The organism is Mesorhizobium sp. M0030 (assembly GCF_040323695.1).
GTDB lineage: Bacteria > Pseudomonadota > Alphaproteobacteria > Rhizobiales > Rhizobiaceae > Mesorhizobium.
The window spans coordinates 371,488-388,973 of the sequence record NZ_JAMYVE010000002.1 but is presented as its reverse complement, the minus strand read 5'-3'; the positions used below and the strand labels follow the sequence as shown (position 1 = coordinate 388,973).

Here is a 17,486-nt window from a genome sequence, read left to right as displayed (position 1 = left end):
TGCCGGGCATCTCCCCCACAAGGGGGGAGATTAGGCGCGCCGTCGCCTCTTCCCTTGTCCTCTCCCACTCGAGCCATTTCAATCCCCTAGCGTCAAGCAACTGGAGCCAGGCGCCTCATGACCGACCAAACCAAATCCACCACTATCCCAATCCGTCTCACCATCAACGGACACAGTCACGAACTGCAGGTCGAGCCGCGCGTCACGCTGCTCGATGCATTGCGTGATCGCCTCGACCTGACCGGCACCAAGAAGGGTTGCGACCAGGGCCAGTGCGGCGCCTGCACGGTGCATGTCGACGGCCAGCGCGTGCTGTCCTGCCTGACGCTTGCAGCACAGGTCGAAGGCCGCGAGATCACCACCATCGAAGGATTGGCCGGCGATGACGGCACGCTCAACGCGGTTCAGGCTGCTTTCCTCGACCAGGATGCTTTCCAGTGCGGCTACTGCACGCCGGGACAGATCATGTCGGCGGTCGCCTGCATCCGCGAGGGCCATGCCGGCTCGGATGACGAGATCCGCGAATACATGGCCGGCAATCTGTGCCGCTGCGGCGCCTATCCGCACATCGTTGCCGCCGTGCGCCAGGCGGCACTGGAGGTCGCGTCATGAGGGATTTTTCCTACGTTCGCGCCGATAGCATCGATGCGGCACGACAGGCAGCCGCCCTGCCTGGGGTCATGCTGCTTGCCGGTGGCACGACGCTGGTCGATCTCGCCAAATGCGGCGTGGCCGAACCCGACAGCCTGGTCGACATCACCCATCTCAAGGGGCTCGACGCAATCAAGGTTGACGGCAACGGCGCCATGATCGGTGCGCTGGCCAAGATGAGCCACGTTGCCGACCATGCCGAGATCAAAAGCCGCTTTCCCGCGGTCTCCGAAGCGCTGTGGCAGGCGGCTTCCGCGCAACTGCGCAACATGGCGACCATCGGCGGCAATCTGATGCAGCGCACGCGCTGCCCCTATTTCCGCGATCCCGCGAATTTTTCCGCCTGCAACAAGCGCTCGGCCGGCAGCGGCTGCTCGGCGATCGGCGGCGTCACCCGCGGCCATGCCGTGCTCGGCACCAGCGACGCCTGCATCGCCATGTATCCCGGTGACCTCGCCACCGCGCTGGTCGCCTTCGACGCCGTGGTTCATCTTGGCGAACGCCAGGTTGCCGTCGACGACTTCTTTCTCCTGCCCGGCGCCACGCCCGACAGGGAACATGCCATTCAACCGGGCGAGATGATCACGGCCATCAGCATCCCGGCTTCAGCCGCCGCCCGGCGGTCGACCTATCTCAAGGTTCGCGACCGGCAGTCCTATGAGTTCGCCGCTGCAAGCGCCGCGGTCGGCATCGACTTCGAAGCCGACGGCCGCACCATTCGCGACCTGCGCGTTGCGCTCGGTGGCGTCGCTACCAAGCCGTGGCGGGCGCGGGCCGTGGAGGCGGCGCTGAAGGGCAAGGTGCTCAGCGAAGACACGGTGCGGGCCGCCAGCCGGCTCGCCGTAGAAGGTGCCATCGACCACGGCGCCAACCACTACAAGATCGAACTGGCGCCGCGCGTCGTCGCCCGCGCCATCCTCAAGACGGGAGCCATGGCATGACCATTCACGACCCCAGGACACGGCACGGCGACGCTTCGGACGGCACTGCCGATCAGGTCGGCGGGCGGCTGTCGCGCGTCGACGGCCCGGCCAAGATCACCGGCGCGGCAAAATACGCCGTCGAACAGCAGCTCGACGGGCTTGCTTATGGCGTGCTGGTCGAAAGCACGATCGCGTCAGGCAAGGTGCGCTCGATCGACACGTCAGCCGCCGAGGCGGCGGCTGGCGTGCTCAAGGTGCTGACGCCGGACACCATCATGCCGCTGAAGACTGCATCGGACTGGTTCGGCACGCCGCCGCCGGACAAGCCGTACTGCCCGCTGGCGCGCGATATCACCTTTTCGGGCCAGCATGTCGCCGCGGTCATCGCGGAGACCTTCGAGCAGGCCGTCGCGGCAGCGGCGATGGTCAAGGTCAGCTATGACGAGACGCCGGCCATCGTCGACCTCAGCGACGCCAAGGCCGGCGACGGCATTCCGATCGCCGCCATGACCAAGGAATGGGGCGATGCGCAGGCCGCTTTCGCCGCTGCCCCGGTGCGCGTCTGCGGCGCCTACAACACGCCGCGCGAATATCAGGCGCCGATGGAGCCGCATGGCCTCATCGCCCGCTGGGAGGGCGACAAGCTCACCGTGTGGGAACCAAGCCAGTGGCTCGACGGTATGGCCCGCACCTATGCCGAATGGTTCGGCCTGCCTTTCGAGAATGTGCGGCTGGTCTCGCCCTATATTGGTGGCGGCTTCGGCTCCAAGGCGCTGGCGCTCGGCCACGGCGCGGTAGCGGCTGCCGCAGCCAAGATGCTGGGACGGCCCGTGAGGGTGGTCATGACTCGGCCACAGACTTTTACCGGCTATGGCGGCCGTGCCGCGACCCGCCAGACGGTGACGATCGGCGCCGACCGTGACGGAAAAATCCAGTCGATCGTGCATCGCGGCGTCAATGAAACGTCGATCGACGGCATGTGGGTCGAGCCGTTGGGCGTGGTCACCTCGATCATGTATGCGACGCCCAACTTCTCCTCGAAGCAGAATGTCGTGCGGGTGAATTCGGTGGTGCCCGGCGCCATGCGCGCGCCGGGCGAAAACCCTAGCGCCTTCGGCATCGAAAGCGCCATTGACGAGCTCGCCTACGAGGTCGGCATCGATCCGCTGGAGATCCGGCTGAGGAATTACGCCGAGCAGGATCCGCACGCAAAAAAGGCCTGGTCGACGCGGCAGTTGCGCGAGGCTTTCGCCGCTGGCGCCGAACGCTTCGGCTGGGCCCAGCGCACGCCCAAACCGCGTTCGATGCGCGATGGCAACCAGCTGATCGGCTGGGGCGTCGCCGCCGGCTCCTATCCGGTGCGGCGCGCTTACGGCGAGGCCATCGTGCGTATCCTTGCCAACGGCTCGGTCGAGGTCGAAAGCTCCTCGATCGACATGGGCCAGGGCACCTACACGATCCTGGCGCAGACAGCGGCCGAAACGGTAGGCGTGGCGGCCGACCATGTCGTGGTGAAGCTCGGTGATTCCCGGTATCCCCGCGCCGGCGTCGCCGGCGGGTCGCGGCTGGCCGGCGTGATGACGGGCGCGGTCTACAAGGCGGCGACATCGGCGCTCGATCAGCTTGTCGGACTGGCGATCAGCGATCCGCGCTCGCCCTTCCACGCGCTGCAGGCCAACACGCTGGTCATCGCCAATGGCCGCATCAGGTCGCCGCGCGGCGACGGTCCCGATGTCTCGATTGCCGAACTGCTGGCCAGCGTCGGCCGCGACCGCATCGAGGCCACCGGCGACACCATGCCGGCGAACTCGACCGCCGAGGATCGCTACAAGAACTACACCACCATCGCGGCGGCGCTGCCGCACACCGAGGGCGATTACTCGCGCCACTCCTGGTGCGCGCATTTCATCGAGGTGCGCGTCGACGAGGATTTCGGCACGGTGCGCGTGTCGCGCGTGGTATCGGCGCTGGATTCGGGCCGGCTCTACAACCCCAAGCTGGCCGAAAGCCAGTGGAAGGGCGGCATCATCATGGGCATCGGCCAGGCGCTGCTGGAAGAAGGCATTGTCGACCGCAGGCATGGCCGCATCGTCAACAACAATCTCGGCGACTATCTGGTGCCGACCAATGCCGACATCCCCGATATCGAGGTCATCTCGGTCGGCATTCCCGACCTGCACTCTTCGGTGCTCGGCGGCAAGGGTGTCGGCGAACTGGCCATCGTCGGCGTAGCGCCAGCGATCGCCAATGCGGTGTTCCATGCGACGGGAAAAAGAGTGCGGGATTTGCCGATCACGCTGGAGAAGTTGATCTAGGAAGCGGCGTGCGTAATCTCCCCCCTTGAGGGGGAGATGTCGCCGAAGGCGACAGAGGGGGTCGCCTCTCGTAGAGCGCCAACCTCCTTCCGCCGCAGTAGGTCGAGCCCGGTCGGACCGACCCCCTCTGCCCTGCCGGGCATCTCCCCCTCAAGGGGGGAGATTGGCAGCTCGCGCGCCTCGGTTACCAGTCGAGCTTGAACGCAAGCTTGCCGAAATGCTGCCCGCCTGCCGCCATGTGCGCGTAGGCTTCGGCCGCCTGCTCCTGGCTGAACACCTTGTCGACGACCGGGTCGATGCGGGCGGCGGCGATGGCGCGGACGGCGGCGCGAAGGTCAGATACCGACCCGGTGTTGTTGCCGATCACCTTCAGTGCCTTGATGATGATCGGCAGCAGGTCGACCGTGGCCTCGGCGCCGGTGACGAAACCGATGGTGAACAGCGTGCCGCCAGGCGCGGTGGCGTTGACGGCGCGGGCGAAGGTGGCGGTGCCGGCGGTCTCGACGACGAGGTCGGCGCCGAGGCCGCCGGTCAGTTCCAGCACCTTGCCGTCCCAGTCGGGCGTTGCGCGGTAGTTGATGAGATGATCGGCGCCGAGTGCCTTCGCCCGCTCCAGCTTCTCGTCCGACGAAGAAGTGATGATGACGGTTGCGCCGGCGGCTTTCGCCAGCTGAAGGGTGAAGATGGAGACGCCGCCGGTGCCGAGCAGCACGACGACCGAGCCCGGCCCGACATCGGCGGCGCGGACGGCGTTCCAGGCGGTGGTCGCGGCGATCGGCAGGGTCGACGCCGCCTCGAAGGAGAGACGAGCCGGTACCGGCACGAGCGAGTTGGCCGGCAGCGCGACATATTCGGCGAGCGACCCCGGCAGCGAAATTCCGCGCATCTGCGTCATCTCGTTAGGCCGGGGCGGACCGCCGATCCAGCGCGGCTTGGCATGGGCAACGACGCGATCGCCGACGGCGAAATCCGTAACGCCCTCCCCCAGCGCGACGATCTCGCCGGCGCCGTCGGCGACGGGAATGAGCGGAAAGCCGGGCACGCGATAATTGCCGCTGGCCACCGCCACATCGACGAAATTCAGGCTCGCGGCGCGCTGGCGGATCAGCACTTCGCCGCGCTGCGGTTCAGGCGTGGCAATGGTGGTGGCGCGAAAGGCGTCCAGCTTGGCGGCGGTCAGTTCGATGGCTTTCATGGCTCACGCATTCCTGTTTAAGGGGTCAATCGTCAGGATTGAGTGAAGCTATCTGCTGCGCTACAAGCAGATAATCTGGAATTTTTACATTTGAATCCTGTGCTTTATGCAGCAATCACACGACCCCGCCAGCCTTGCCGAAATGGCCGCCTTTGCGGCCATCACGGAAGCGCGCTCCTTCACCAAGGCAGCGTTGCGCGTCGGGCGCGACTCGACGGTTCTGTCACGCCGCCTGCAATCGCTGGAGGAGCGGCTCGGCGTGCGGCTGCTGCACCGGACCACCCGAAGCGTGTCGTTGACGGAGGCCGGAGCGGAGTTCCTGGTGCGTGTCCGCGCCATCCTGGCCTCGGTAGACGAAGCTGAGGCTGCTGCTTCCGCGCATGCCAGCGGGGCTCCGCGGGGCTTGCTGCGGCTGGCGATGCCGGGAACCTTTGGCCGTATGTGGATCGGGCCGCTGCTGCCGCAATTTCTAGCGACGTTCCCGGATGTCCGCATCGAGGCCGAGTTCTCCAACCGGTTCGTCGATCTCGTTGCAGAGAACTTCGATGTCGCCGTCCGTCTCGGCGCGCTGGAGGACTCGCGCCTGGTGGCGCGCAAGATCGCGACACGGCGGCGGTTGCTGTGCGCTGCTCCCTCCTACCTCGCCCGCCGGGGCACGCCGGAAGCGCCGGAAGCGCTCACAGAACACGCCTGCCTCGGCTTCTCCGGCTTCCAGACCTTTCCAACCTGGGAGATGACCGACAGTTCGGGACGCCGCGTCAACGTCGACGTCTCGGGGCCGATGGTGTGCGACGATGCCGAGGTGCTGGTCGAAGCCGCGGTGCAAGGCCTCGGCCTGATGATGAGCACCGACTGGCTTGTCGGACGCGAACTCGCCGACGGACGGCTGGTGCCGGTGCTGGCGGACTGGACGCTGGCCGACGAAGGCGCGGTCTATGTCGTCATGCCCTCGGCCAAGGGACAAGCCGCCAAGACACGCGCCTTCGCCGAGTGGATCGGCAAGCGCTTCGCGCCGGAGCCACCCTGGACGTCGAGGCCGGTCTCAAAGGCTTGATCAATGGGGCGCGCCGGGGGCTAAGACGGCATATGCCGCTGTCACCAGGCCTTTTGTCCTGTATGATCTCGTTGAATGTAGCTTGGGAGGGGATCATGCAAAGTGCATTGGCGAAGTTCATGATGGCAGGTTCCGTTCTGGCCGCGCTGCAAGCCGCGCAGCCGGCTTTTGCCGCGTCCTGCAACTGGAGCGCCAAGATGGAAGAAGACGAAGGCGGCAGCGTGCTGACGGCTTCGGTGTGCGGCGGACCGAAGGCCGATGCGCATCTGATGCTCGTCTGTTTCGACAAGCCGGTGCTGAGCTACGATCTGGGTGCGGCCGGCCAGCAGCTGGAACCCGGCATCAGCGCTTCCTTCACCTTCAAGGGCGGTGACAAGAGCGTGACCAAAAAGCTCGACCTCGAGGCCATGTATAATTACTTCACGGCTGAGCTGAGCAAAGACGATCCACTGCTCGGCCTGTTGCGCGGCAAGGGCGACGTCACGGTTACGGCCGACAAATATGGCGAGAACAGCTTTCCGCTGACGGGCTCGAGCGCTGCGATCGGTAAGGTGCTGGCGCAGTGCGGCAAAAGTTCGGCCGGCGAAGCGGACTGAAGCTCCCTACTTTCGACCACGCAGCTTGGTCCCGCGCCTCCATCAGGGCAAAGCCAAGCAGGTTCTCGCCGCGCCCGGTTTGCCGTTTCGCTCATCGACGGGGGCACGGGTTTGGAGGCGGCAATATGCGGCCTGAGTTTTCAACGCGAGCTGCGCTTTCCCTCCGGTGTCGCCACCAGCGAGGCGGCGGCGGCATTGGCCGTGGCGATCGCCGCTTCCATCGGATGGCCACGGGCGAGGCCTGCCGCGAAGGCGCCGACGAATTCGTCGCCGGCGCCATGGGTGCTGACGACCTTGACCGGGACGGCCGCCAGTGCGAAGGCCGCGCCGGTCCGGTCGCAATAGGCGACACCTTCGCCGCCGGCGGTGACGATCGCCGAGGGGTAGGCATCGATCAGCCGCCGCGCGGCTTCGGTTGCGCCGGCGAGCGTATCGACAACCGGAACGCCGGCCAAAAATTCCGCTTCGATGGCGTTGACGATGACGATGTCTATCAGCGCGGTCAATTCGGCCGACAGTGTTCGCGCCGGTGCGGCGTTGAGCACGACGCGGCCGCCGGATGCCTTCACCGCGCGCGCGGCAGCGATGTTTGCGGCGTCGGGCACTTCGTTTTGCAGCAACAGCACTGCCGTCTGTACCACCACCTCCCTTGCTGCCACGACGTCATCATCGTCCAGCGTGAGATTGCTGCCGGAGACGATCACCGCACCATAGTCGCCATCGCTGTCGAAGATCGCCACGCTCATGCCGGAGCCTGCGCCTGCCGCCACGCGCACGAAGCGGCGATCGAGGCCAGCGCGATCGAGATTGGCCAGCAGCGCCGTGCCGAAATCGTCGTCGCCGACGGCGCCGATCATCGCCGCGCGCACGCCGGCGCGTGCCGCCGAGACCGCCTGGTTGCCGCCCTTGCCGCCGCATTTCGGCTGCCAGGCATGGCCGGTCACAGTCTCGCCCTTGCGCGGACGGTCGGGCGCGTCGACCATGATGTCGTAGTGCAGGCTGCCGAAGACGGTGACCAGCGGAACCGTCATGTGCCCCGGTCTTTTCGTTTCGAGGTGACCGCCGACATGGTGCGGCCGAGATTGCGCTCCGCCGCCTGGTAGTCGCGCTGCGCCACCGCCACGAACAGCGCGTCGAGGATGTTGAGCTGCGCGATGCGCGCCGCTGCGTTTTCGCCCATCAGCGGCGATCCCTGCGCCGTCGAGCACAGCACGATGTCGGCAATCCGGGCCAGCGGCGAGTTGTCGTAGTTGGTGATGGCCAGTGTGCGGGCGCCGCTCTTGCGGGCAAGATGGATGGCGTCGACGACGGCCGACGTGTTGCCGGAATGCGAGAAGCCGACGGCGATGTCGTCGGCGCCGAGCAGCGAGGCCGACATCAGCATCATGTGCGAGTCATCATAGACAGACGCGCGGATGCCGATGCGCAGGAATTTGTGCGAGACGTCGCGGGCGATCTGGGCGGAGCCGCCGACGCCATAAAAATCGCGGTTCCTGGCGCGGTAGAGCAGATCGGCGGCACGGTCGAAATCGTCCATGTCGAGGATCGCGAGCGTCTCCTCCAGCGCCTGGATCGAGGTGCGGAACACTTTCTGCACGATCTCGGCCGAGCTGTCGTCGACCGACAGTTCCTGGTGCATCTCGGCGGTCGGGAGGCGGCTGTATTCATAGACGGCGGTGCGGAAGTCGCGGTAGCCGGAGAAGCCGAGTTTCTTGGCGATCTTGACCACCATCGCCTCCGACACGCTGGCCTCCTCGGCGATCTGCTTCAGCGGAATGGTCTGGTCGAAACCGCGCCGGCCGAAGACGGTTTCCACCACCTTGGCCTCAAGCGGGGTGAGATGCGGCATCATCATGCGGATGCGCGGCCCCACGGCTTTCAGATCGAGATTGCTCAACGTCATCCACGTCCCCTCGTCTCCGGCCCGAGCATGGCTTCCTGGACGATAGCCTGCGACGTCACGGCGTCCTGACTGTCCATGGCGGCGGACAGGCGGTTATCCTTCTCCAGCCGGTCGACAACGCGCAGCAGGCGCTTGACGGTGGCGATGTTGACTTCGCATTCGCGCACCGGATCGAGCCCGGTCATGTCGGGGAAGGTGTCGAAGTAGATGGCGCCGGCGTAGCCGTCGCGGCGGATCTGGCGCAGCAGTTCGATGGTCTGCAGCGTGTGCACCGCGCCGACCATCAGGCCGTCGTCGCGCTTGGCATAGCCATCGTTGAGATGGACGCCGAGCAGCTTGCTGTGGCGAGCGATCAGCGCCGCGGCGAAGGCCGGCTGTTCGTCGGCATAGAGCACATGGGCGAAATCGAGCGTGACGCCGAGATTGGGTAGGCCGACCTCGCGGATCGCCAGCAAGGTGGTCGCCGCATCCGGCATCAGCGAGTAGGAGCGCGGTTCGTTAGGCTTGTACTCCAGGCTGATCTGGCAGCCGGGATCATGCGCGGCAACTTCACGAATCCCCTCGATTTCGTGCTGCCAGAGCGTCGCATAGTCAGTTTGAAATGCATAGTCGAAGCCATCCTGGCCCAGCCACAGCGTCATCAGACTGGCGCCGGCCGCGCGCACCGCATCGATACCGGCCTTGGTCAAGTCGATGGCTTCGCGGCGCACCGCCGGGTCCGGATTGGTGAAGGCGCCGAGCTTGAAGGCCGGATTGGAGTAGTAACGCATGGCAAAGCCATTGATGGAAAGCCCGAAATCGCCGAGCTTTCGGGCGATTTCAGCCGGCTTTTCACTGACATGATCGGGGAAATTAAGATCAAGATCGGTCAACCCGTCGACCTTGGCCGCGCGAGTGGCCATCTGCAGCATGGACGGCTTGCCGGTGAGATCAGGCCATTCGGCTTGCGGCCGCGAGGCGAAGGAATTCAGGCGGGTGGCGAAGCGACTGTTTGTCATGATCGACCTTTCAGTGATTTACTTCACATAAATACGAGTATTTGTAAAGTTATCATTTGCGAGGCGGTTTGTAGCGCGCAACATCCTGCTTGGCCGAGATCTTCGGCTGCGCCTCTGCATCCATGCCGGGAGTTTCGAGTCCCGCAACGGTGCGGATGCTGGTGCGAGCCCTTGCGCCCTGCCTGCCGATTGACCAATCTGGCCGACACTGTCATGAGCCGCGGTTGGGGGATCGCACATGCCAACGCTTTATCAACTGAAACCGGCCTTTCAGGCCAGGCTGCGGCCGTTGGCCGACCGGCTGGCCGATGCCGGCGTCACCGCCAACCAGATCACGCTTCTCGCCGCAGCACTGTCCATCGCCACAGGCCTGGTGGTCACTGCCTTTGCCTTCCATCCCCTGGTGTTCCTGTTGATGCCGGTGGTGCTGTTTGTGCGCATGGCGCTCAACGCCATTGACGGGATGCTGGCCAGGGAACATGGGCAAGCATCAAAACTCGGCATGTATCTCAACGAACTCTGCGACGTCGTCTCGGACCTGGCGCTGATCCTGGCCTTTGCCACCTTGTTCCCGGCCTGGGGTGTCGTCGCCTTCGCTATTACCGCCATGCTTGTCGAGTTCGCCGGCGTGCTTGGCGTTGCCGCAGGCAGCGGGCGCAACTATGCCGGGCCGTTCGGCAAGAGCGACCGAGCCCTGGTGCTCGGCGTCATCGCCTTCCTCATCGCCTGCGGCCTGTGGTTCCAAGCGATTGTGCCCTTTGTGTTTCCGGTCATGGCTACACTGTCAGTCGTAACCGCCATCAACCGGATACGCGGCGGCCTTAGAGCGGGCGGCGCATGATGCCAAAGCGTCAGGCACCCGACCGCCAGAGGGAAACCATGATCCACCAGACCATTGCAGCCGGAGCACCGGCAAGCCTCGAGCGCATCGCGCAGGAGCGCACGTTCAAGAGCCATGACGGCACCGAGATCTTCTACCGCTACTGGCCGGCCGCCGGGTCGACGCCAAAGGGTGCGATCCTTCTGTTCCATCGCGGCCACGAGCATGGCGGCCGCATGGCGCATCTGGTCGACGAACTCGCCATGCCCGACCATGCCTTCTACGCCTGGGACGCGCGCGGCAATGGCCGCTCGGCCGGCGAGCGCGGCTATGCGCCATCCTTTGCCACCCTGGTTCGTGACATCGACTGCCTGGTGCGTGAGATCGGCCGGGATGGTTTTGGCCAGCGCGACATCGCGCTGATCGCGCAGTCCTTCGGCGCCGTGCTGGCCGCTGCCTGGGTGCATGACTATGCGCCCGACATCCGCGCGCTGGTGGTGGCTTCACCGGCCTTTTCGGTCAAGCTCTACGTGCCCTTCGCCAAAGAGGGCATTGCGCTGTGGCAGAAGCTCAAGGGCCGCTTCTTCGTCAATTCCTACGTCAAGGCGAAGTTCCTGACGCATGACGCCGAGCGCATCGCTTCCTTCGACGCCGATCCGCTGATCACGCGACCGATCGCCTCCAACATCCTGGTCGAGCTTTACGACCACGCTGCCCGCATCGTCTCGGACGCGCGCGCCATCACCGTGCCGACGCAGCTCTTGATCTCCGGCAGCGATTGGGTGGTGCGGCATGGACCGCAGCACGAATTCTTCGTCAATCTCGGCAGCAGCGCCAAGGAGCGGCATGTGCTGCCCGGCTTCTTCCACGACACGCTGGGCGAGCGCGATCGCAAGCAGGCGCTGGACTTGATCCGGCCGTTCCTCGAAAAGCAATTTGCCACGCCGGAGAAAACCATCGACTTGCTTCAGGCCGACCGCGCCGGCTACACCCGCGACGAGGCCGAGAGGCTGGCCTCGCCGCTGGCGCTGCTGTCGCCAAAGGGTATCTACTGGGCGGTAAGCCGCGCCTCGATCCGCATGGGCGCCTGGCTGTCTTCGGGCATGAAGACCGGCATCGCCACCGGCTTCGATTCCGGCTCGACGCTCGACTATGTCTACGAGAACGACGCGCGCGGCATCGGCTTCATCGGCCGCATGATAGACCGCACCTTCCTCGACGCCATCGGCTGGCGCGGCATCCGCCAGCGCAAGCTGCATCTGGAAGAGCTGATCGGCAACGCCGCCGCCAGCCTGAAGGCAGCCGGCCGTCCCGTCCACATGCTCGACATCGCCGCCGGTCACGGCCGTTATGTGCTCGATGCCGTCGCAAAATGCACTGAACCGCCGGCAAGCGTGCGGCTGCAGGATTATTCCGAGCTCAATGTCGGGTTGGGTTCGAAGCTGATCGCCGAGCGGCAGCTGCCGACCAGCGTCACCTTCCATCAGGCCGACGCCTTCGATGCCGACATGCTGGCCGGGCAAAAGCCGGCGCCGGACCTCGCCATCGTCTCCGGGCTTTACGAATTGTTCGCCGACAACACGATGATTTCCCGCTCGCTCGGCGGGCTGGCCAGCGCCATGCAACCCGGCAGCCTGCTCGTCTACACCAACCAGCCATGGCATCCGCAGCTGGAGATGATCGCGCGCAGCCTGACCTCGCATCGCGGCGGACAGGCCTGGGTGATGCGGCGGCGCACGCAAGGCGAGATGGACCAGTTGGTGACGGCTGCCGGTTTCGCAAAGATCGACCAGCGCATCGACCAATGGGGCATCTTCACCGTCTCGGTCGCACGGCGCGTCTGAGACCATGGCCCTGCCTGTCGCTGACCCTGCCCCGGCGCGGGAACCCTATTTGGGCATCGTGCTGAGGGCAGCCCTTTGGCTGGCGCTGCTGGCGCCATTCTTCTATTCGACCTATGGCTTTGCCAACTGGCTGGCGTCGCGGCGCGACCATGTCGGCAGCATCGTGTTTGCCTGGGAACACGCCATCCCGTTCGTCGCCTGGACGATCGTGCCCTATTGGTCGATCAATCTGTTCTACGGCCTATCGCTGCTGCTCAACACGACCAGGCGCGGCGTCGACCGGCTCGCCGGCCGCTATCTCTCGGCGCAGATCATTGCCGTCGCCTGCTTCATCGCGTTCCCGCTGACGGCGACATTCGTGCGGCCGGAAACCACCGGCCTGCCGGGTTTCCTGTTTGCAGTGCTCGGTGGTTTCGACAAGCCGTTCAACCAGGCGCCATCCCTGCACATCGCACTCCTGGTGATCATCTGGGACCATTGGCGTCACGTTCTGGCACGTCACCGTCTCGGCGGCATTCTCCGCCCCGTCTGGCACGTCTGGTGTTTTCTCATCGGCGCCTCGGTGCTGACGACGTGGCAGCATCATTTCATCGACATTCCGACCGGCGCGCTGCTCGGCCTGTTTGCGCTATGGCTGTTTCCGTTCAAGGGCGAATTGCCTTTCTGGGGTTTTCGTCTGACCGCCGACCCCAAGGCGCGGCGGCTTGCGGGCTACTACGCGCTGGGCGCCGCCCTTGCCTTGGCCGGCGCTGCCGGCGGAGCGTTTGTCTCCGCCGATTTTCTCATCCTGTTGTGGCCGGCATTGGCGCTGGCCATCGTCGCCTTCGCCTATGCCGGGGCCGGCGCCAAAGTGTTCCAGAAGGCGGCCGATGCCAGTGTCTCACTGGCCAGCCGCATCCTGCTCCTGCCCTACCGGCTTGGCGCCCGGATCAATGTGTGGGTATGGACCCGCCAACTGGCGCCGCAAGCGGAGATCACCGACGGTGTTTTCCTCGGCCGGTTTCCGAGTGCCGACGAGGCCAACCGCTTCGGCACAGTGATCGACCTTGCCGGCGAGATGGAACGGCCGCGCGGCGTGACCTGCCGCTGGATCAGCTACGCGATGCTCGACCTCGTGGCGCCGCCTCACGACAGGCTGGAGCGAGCGGTGGCGGCGATCGAGCTGGCGCGCCGGCGCGGCACCGTCCTGGTCTGCTGCGCGCTCGGCTTCCAGCGCAGTGCAGCCGTCGTCGCCGACTGGCTGGTGGTGACGGGGCGCTCGTACACAGCTGCACAGGCGCGCAAGAAACTCGCCGCGTCGGGCAGGCCCGTGCACCTTCAGATCGGGCTGGATGAACCGGGGCTGGAAGAACCGGGGCTGGAAGAACCGACATGAGTTGGCCGGCATGAGTGGCGACAATTTTCCCGAGAAGGCCGAAATATTCGCCGCCGGGCTGATGGTGCAGGCGGTGTGGCCGATCCTGCTGGTGGTCGCGGCTGTGATGGCAGCGCCGGTCATCGGCCTGGTGGCCGGACCGCAGACGACAGCGCTGTCCGCGGCGGCCTGGCTGGTCGCGGCGGCGAGCGCCGTGGCCACGCTGGCTCTTTCGGCCTTGCTTTTGTTCGATGCGCTGCTGTTCCGGCTGATGGCAAGCCACGCCAGCGAGGCCGCCGGGGGTGCCGCGGTCGACGATGTGCTGGCGCGCATGCGCCTGAAATCCACCACTGCCGGCGGCCGCTCGCTCGACCATCGCATGGCAGGCACGCGCCGCCTGCTGACAAGGCAGCGCATGGCGCTCGCCATGTTTGCTGCGGCATCCCTTTTCGCAGCATTTGTTTGAGCCATGACAAAACTTCACCTGCGCGCCAACACCTTCACCTTGCTGCAGACGGTGACGTCGGTCGGCCTGTCGGCGGCGGCCTGGGTGGTAACCGGCGTCAGACCAATCTGGAACGGCAGCCAGCCGTCGGAGCGGCAGCGCATCTACTTCGCCAACCATGCCAGCCATGGTGATTTCATCCTGCTGTCGGCCTGTCTGAGTGAGAAGGTGCGCGCCCGGACCCATGCGATCGCGGCGGCCGAATATTGGGGCAAGTCGCGGCTCCGCCGCTTCATCGCGCAGGACATGCTGTCGTCCGTGCTCATCCACCGGCAGTGGACCGACGAAACGCAACACCCGATCTCGATCATGCTGTCGGTGCTCGACGACGGCCACTCGCTGATCCTGTTTCCCGAAGGCACTCGCAACACGACGGAGGCGGATCTGCTGCCGTTCCGCTCCGGCCTCTACAATCTGTCGATGGCGCGGCCCGATGTCGAACTCATCCCGTGCTGGATCGAGAACATGTCGCGCGTGCTGCCCAAGGGCCAGTTCCTGCCGGTGCCGCTTCTGTGCCGCGTCGTCTTCGGTCCGCCGGTGGCGATCGCGCCCGGCGAAGAACGCCGCACCTTCCTCGAGCGCGCGCGCCAGACGCTGCTGTCGCTCAACCCGCGTCCCGATCGGGACCACTAGCATGACCAGGCAAAGAGACTTCGTATGACACTGCCGCCAATGCATGAAACCGTCATCCTGCTGGCCGGCCTGATCTGCGTGCTGACCATGGCGAGCATCGTTGCCGGTATCCTCTCATGGCGGGCGCCGAAGCCGCTGCCCTCGACGCTCGTCAACTTGAACCAGCGCATCAACGCCTGGTGGGTGATGGTGCTGGCGATCACCGTCGCCTTCTTCTTCGGCCGCACCGGCATGACCATCCTGTTTGCGCTGATCTCGTTTGCCGCGCTGCGCGAGTTCGTGACGCTGACGCACAGCCGGCGCAGCGACCACTGGGTGCTGCTCGGCATGTTCGGCATCATCATTCCCTTCCAGTACTGGCTGGTGTGGACCGCCTGGTACGGGCTCTTCACCATTTTCATCCCCGTCTACTGCTTCCTCTTGATGCCGGCGGTCACCGCGCTCAACGGCGACACCGAGCGCTTCCTCGAGCGCGTGTCCGCGCAGCAATGGGCGGTCATGATCTCGGTCTACTGCGTCAGCCATGTGCCGGCGCTGCTGACCCTCAACGTGCCCGGTTTCGAGGGCCGCAACCTCCTGCTCATCGCCTTCCTGATCATCACCGTGCAAGGCAGCGACGTGCTGCAATACATTTTCGGCAAGCTGTTCGGCCGGCATTTTTTGTCGCCGTCCGTTTCGCCATCAAAGACTTGGGAAGGGCTGATCGGCGGGCTGGTGTCATCGAGCCTGCTCGGCGCGCTGCTGTCGTTCCTGACGCCGTTCTCGCCGCTCGCGGCGGCAGGCGTCGCCTTCATCGCCTGCCTGATGGGGTTCCTCGGCGGGCTGGTGGCGTCGGCGATCAAGCGCGACCAGGGCGTCAAGGACTGGGGTCACCTGATCGAGGGTCACGGCGGCATGATGGACCGCGCCGACAGCCTGGTCTTCGCCGCACCGGTGTTCTTCCACATCGTCCGCTATTTCTGGACGTGAGCTAAGCCGTTCAATCGCGGATGGCGCGGCCTGCCTGCTGCAGCAATTCGAAGGCGGCGAAGCGCTTGTCGTGCCAGGGCACGAGGTCGCCACCGGCCGGGCGATAGATGTCGCCGATGCGCGACATGCCGGTCATCGCCGCGATCACATCGGGAAATTTTTGCGCCGCCACCGCAGCCAATATGGCTGAGCCGAGCAGCACCGGTTCGGGCGAGGTCGAACCGGCGATGGTCAGGCCTGTGGTGTCGGCCAAAAGCTGACGTACCAGCTCGCTTTGCGCCGCACCGCCGCTGACGACGATAGTGTCGATGGCAATGCCTTTTTTGGCCATCGCCGCCAGGATCTGGCGAACGCCGTAGCCGATGCCCAGCAGGCCGGCGACATAGAGCGCGACCAGACTGTCGAGGGACGTGTCCATGCCAAGCCCGGCGATCAGGGCCTTGGACTCGGGATCGGCGAAGGGCGAGCGGTTGCCGAGGAATTCCGGCACGACATGCAGTCCATCGGCTAGGTGCGCTACTGCGGACAGGTCGGCGGACTGTTTCGCCGCCTGCTGACCAAGCCAAGCGGTCAGGCCGAGACCTTCCGCCTTGGCTTTTGCGGATGCCTCAGCCGTGGCCGGATGGAAAGCGACGAGGTGGTCGATTGCAGCACCCGCCGCCGATTGCCCGCCTTCATTGAGCCAAAGCCCCGGCACCATCGAGGAAAAATACGGACCCCAGACGCCGGGCACGAAGGCCGGCTCGCTGGTGCTGGCCATGGTGCAGGCCGACGTGCCGAACACATAGGCCATGCGCGACTGCAAGGTGCCGACCGAGCCCTGCCCGCCAACCGTGCCGACTCCCCCGGCATGGGCATCGATCAGGCCGGCCGCAACCGGCGTTCCCGGCAACAGGCCGAGATCGGCCGCGGCGGCCTCAGTCAGGCCTTGGGCAAGCGCGGTGCCGCCCTCGACGATCTGGGTGCCGATGCGGGCAAAGCCTTCATCGGCGAGCGCGCCGAGGCCGATGGCGCGGAAATAGGCTTCGTCCCAGCGCCGCTCGTGGCCGAGATAGGTCCATTTGCAGGTCAGCGTGCAGATCGAACGCCCCAGGCTGCCGGTCGAGCGCCAGGTCAGATAGTCGGTGAGGTCGAAGAAATGCTCGGCGGCATCGAAGGTGGCGGGCAGGTTTTCGCACAGCCACAACAGCTTCGGCGTTTCCATCTCCGGCGATATGGTGCCGCCGACATAATCGAGCACGGCGTGCTTGCCGGCATTGACGCGCTGCGCCTGGTCGAGCGCACGATGGTCCATCCAGACGATGATGTTGCGCTGGGCATCGCCGGAATGGCCGACCGGCAACGGCGCGCCATCCTGGCCGACCACGACCAGCGAACAGGTGGCGTCGAAGCCGATGCCGGCAATGTCGCGCCCAGCGAGCCCCGACTTGGTCACCGCCTCGCGCACGCTGGCGCAAACCGCACGCCAGATGTCCTCGCTCGACTGTTCGGCGATTTCGCCGGGCTCGATGAATAGAGCGATGTCGCGCTTCGCCGAGGCAAGCATGGTGCCCTTGCTGTCGAACACCCCCGCCCTGGCACTGCCAGTGCCGACGTCGATGCCGAGGAAGTGGGACATGGGGAACCTCAGAAGTTAGGCAGTAGGCAGTAGGCAGTAGGCAGTAGGCGAGATGGTCAGCAGTGAACCGTCAGTTGCAAGAGCCTCTCCCCATTTCCTACCGCCTAA

At 65.5% G+C, this 17,486-nt stretch carries 16 protein-coding genes; 11 read left to right on the top strand and 5 right to left on the bottom strand.

Annotated features, from left to right (window positions below):
• Nucleotides 1-117 precede the first annotated feature (117 nt).
• Genes NKJ80_RS05830 through NKJ80_RS05820 form a run of 3 tightly spaced genes read left to right on the top strand, consistent with a single transcriptional unit; the run spans nt 118 to nt 3,889 of the window.
• Entirely contained in the window at nt 118-612 is a 495-nt protein-coding gene (locus tag NKJ80_RS05830; protein ID WP_023712507.1) for a (2Fe-2S)-binding protein, read from the top strand.
• Complete coding sequence (locus NKJ80_RS05825) at nt 609-1,592, top strand: FAD binding domain-containing protein (protein ID WP_352497227.1); 984 nt, start codon at nt 609-611, stop codon at nt 1,590-1,592. Before NKJ80_RS05830 ends, NKJ80_RS05825 begins: the two co-directional genes overlap by 4 nt.
• A complete protein-coding gene (locus NKJ80_RS05820) occupies nt 1,589-3,889 on the top strand; it encodes a xanthine dehydrogenase family protein molybdopterin-binding subunit (RefSeq protein ID WP_352497226.1) in 2,301 nt (766 codons plus the stop codon). Before NKJ80_RS05825 ends, NKJ80_RS05820 begins: the two co-directional genes overlap by 4 nt.
• Before the next feature lie 184 nt (nt 3,890-4,073).
• On the opposite strand, the gene NKJ80_RS05815 is transcribed toward NKJ80_RS05820, so the two are convergent.
• Nucleotides 4,074-5,084 carry a zinc-dependent alcohol dehydrogenase family protein gene (locus tag NKJ80_RS05815; protein WP_352497225.1) on the bottom strand — a complete coding sequence of 337 codons (1,011 nt, stop codon included), beginning with the start codon at nt 5,082-5,084 and terminating at the stop codon, nt 4,074-4,076.
• Nucleotides 5,085-5,190: 106 nt separating this feature from the next.
• Here NKJ80_RS05815 and NKJ80_RS05810 point away from each other — a divergent pair, with 106 nt between their 5' ends.
• Both NKJ80_RS05810 and NKJ80_RS05805 read left to right on the top strand, forming a co-directional pair.
• Nucleotides 5,191-6,138, top strand: a complete 948-nt coding sequence (locus tag NKJ80_RS05810; RefSeq protein WP_023688979.1) for a LysR family transcriptional regulator — start codon at nt 5,191-5,193, stop codon at nt 6,136-6,138.
• 95 nt (nt 6,139-6,233) lie between these two features.
• Complete coding sequence (locus NKJ80_RS05805) at nt 6,234-6,734, top strand: hypothetical protein (RefSeq protein ID WP_023713519.1); 501 nt, start codon at nt 6,234-6,236, stop codon at nt 6,732-6,734.
• Nucleotides 6,735-6,874: 140 nt separating this feature from the next.
• Here NKJ80_RS05805 and NKJ80_RS05800 read toward each other — a convergent pair whose 3' ends face one another.
• From NKJ80_RS05800 to NKJ80_RS05790, 3 genes are read right to left on the bottom strand one after another with little or no spacing between them, the layout of a single operon-like run.
• Complete coding sequence (locus tag NKJ80_RS05800) at nt 6,875-7,765, bottom strand: ribokinase (protein WP_023824452.1); 891 nt, start codon at nt 7,763-7,765, stop codon at nt 6,875-6,877.
• Nucleotides 7,762-8,637: a MurR/RpiR family transcriptional regulator gene (locus NKJ80_RS05795; protein WP_352497224.1), complete on the bottom strand. Its 876-nt coding sequence runs from the start codon at nt 8,635-8,637 to the stop codon at nt 7,762-7,764. Before NKJ80_RS05795 ends, NKJ80_RS05800 begins: the two co-directional genes overlap by 4 nt.
• A complete protein-coding gene (locus NKJ80_RS05790) occupies nt 8,634-9,635 on the bottom strand; it encodes a sugar phosphate isomerase/epimerase family protein (RefSeq protein WP_023805590.1) in 1,002 nt (333 codons plus the stop codon). The genes NKJ80_RS05795 and NKJ80_RS05790 overlap by 4 nt, the downstream gene beginning before the upstream one ends.
• Nucleotides 9,636-9,873: 238 nt before the next feature.
• Here NKJ80_RS05790 and NKJ80_RS05785 point away from each other — a divergent pair, with 238 nt between their 5' ends.
• The 6 genes from NKJ80_RS05785 to NKJ80_RS05760 are packed head-to-tail and all read left to right on the top strand — an operon-like array spanning nt 9,874 to nt 15,760.
• Nucleotides 9,874-10,476, top strand: coding sequence for a CDP-alcohol phosphatidyltransferase family protein (locus tag NKJ80_RS05785; protein WP_352497223.1), 603 nt, complete (start codon nt 9,874-9,876; stop codon nt 10,474-10,476).
• 41 nt (nt 10,477-10,517) lie between these two features.
• Nucleotides 10,518-12,299, top strand: coding sequence for a bifunctional alpha/beta hydrolase/class I SAM-dependent methyltransferase (locus NKJ80_RS05780; RefSeq protein ID WP_488505401.1), 1,782 nt, complete (start codon nt 10,518-10,520; stop codon nt 12,297-12,299).
• 4 nt (nt 12,300-12,303) lie between these two features.
• On the top strand, nt 12,304-13,674 hold the full coding sequence (locus NKJ80_RS05775; protein WP_352497221.1) for a phosphatase PAP2/dual specificity phosphatase family protein: 1,371 nt from the start codon (nt 12,304-12,306) through the stop codon (nt 13,672-13,674).
• A gap of 10 nt (nt 13,675-13,684) precedes the next feature.
• Nucleotides 13,685-14,119, top strand: a complete 435-nt coding sequence (locus NKJ80_RS05770; RefSeq protein ID WP_023693832.1) for a hypothetical protein — start codon at nt 13,685-13,687, stop codon at nt 14,117-14,119.
• Nucleotides 14,120-14,122: 3 nt separating this feature from the next.
• Nucleotides 14,123-14,791: a lysophospholipid acyltransferase family protein gene (locus NKJ80_RS05765; RefSeq protein ID WP_023672504.1), complete on the top strand. Its 669-nt coding sequence runs from the start codon at nt 14,123-14,125 to the stop codon at nt 14,789-14,791.
• A 39-nt stretch (nt 14,792-14,830) separates the two neighbouring features.
• Nucleotides 14,831-15,760 carry a phosphatidate cytidylyltransferase gene (locus NKJ80_RS05760; RefSeq protein ID WP_352497343.1) on the top strand — a complete coding sequence of 310 codons (930 nt, stop codon included), beginning with the start codon at nt 14,831-14,833 and terminating at the stop codon, nt 15,758-15,760.
• 10 nt (nt 15,761-15,770) lie between these two features.
• Here the strand turns inward: NKJ80_RS05760 and NKJ80_RS05755 are convergent, their stop codons facing one another.
• Complete coding sequence (locus NKJ80_RS05755) at nt 15,771-17,378, bottom strand: FGGY-family carbohydrate kinase (protein ID WP_352497220.1); 1,608 nt, start codon at nt 17,376-17,378, stop codon at nt 15,771-15,773.
• Between the last annotated feature and the right edge of the window lie 108 nt (nt 17,379-17,486).

Coding starts and splice junctions, on each gene's coding strand:
- NKJ80_RS05830 (WP_023712507.1), top strand. CDS start 118: ATGACCGACCAAACCAAATCCACCACTATCCCAATCCGTCTCACCATC.
- NKJ80_RS05825 (WP_352497227.1), top strand. CDS start 609: ATGAGGGATTTTTCCTACGTTCGCGCCGATAGCATCGATGCGGCACGA.
- NKJ80_RS05820 (WP_352497226.1), top strand. CDS start 1,589: ATGACCATTCACGACCCCAGGACACGGCACGGCGACGCTTCGGACGGC.
- NKJ80_RS05815 (WP_352497225.1), bottom strand. CDS start 5,084: ATGAAAGCCATCGAACTGACCGCCGCCAAGCTGGACGCCTTTCGCGCC.
- NKJ80_RS05810 (WP_023688979.1), top strand. CDS start 5,191: ATGCAGCAATCACACGACCCCGCCAGCCTTGCCGAAATGGCCGCCTTT.
- NKJ80_RS05805 (WP_023713519.1), top strand. CDS start 6,234: ATGCAAAGTGCATTGGCGAAGTTCATGATGGCAGGTTCCGTTCTGGCC.
- NKJ80_RS05800 (WP_023824452.1), bottom strand. CDS start 7,765: ATGACGGTTCCGCTGGTCACCGTCTTCGGCAGCCTGCACTACGACATC.
- NKJ80_RS05795 (WP_352497224.1), bottom strand. CDS start 8,637: ATGACGTTGAGCAATCTCGATCTGAAAGCCGTGGGGCCGCGCATCCGC.
- NKJ80_RS05790 (WP_023805590.1), bottom strand. CDS start 9,635: ATGACAAACAGTCGCTTCGCCACCCGCCTGAATTCCTTCGCCTCGCGG.
- NKJ80_RS05785 (WP_352497223.1), top strand. CDS start 9,874: ATGCCAACGCTTTATCAACTGAAACCGGCCTTTCAGGCCAGGCTGCGG.
- NKJ80_RS05775 (WP_352497221.1), top strand. CDS start 12,304: ATGGCCCTGCCTGTCGCTGACCCTGCCCCGGCGCGGGAACCCTATTTG.
- NKJ80_RS05770 (WP_023693832.1), top strand. CDS start 13,685: ATGAGTGGCGACAATTTTCCCGAGAAGGCCGAAATATTCGCCGCCGGG.
- NKJ80_RS05765 (WP_023672504.1), top strand. CDS start 14,123: ATGACAAAACTTCACCTGCGCGCCAACACCTTCACCTTGCTGCAGACG.
- NKJ80_RS05760 (WP_352497343.1), top strand. CDS start 14,831: ATGCATGAAACCGTCATCCTGCTGGCCGGCCTGATCTGCGTGCTGACC.
- NKJ80_RS05755 (WP_352497220.1), bottom strand. CDS start 17,378: ATGTCCCACTTCCTCGGCATCGACGTCGGCACTGGCAGTGCCAGGGCG.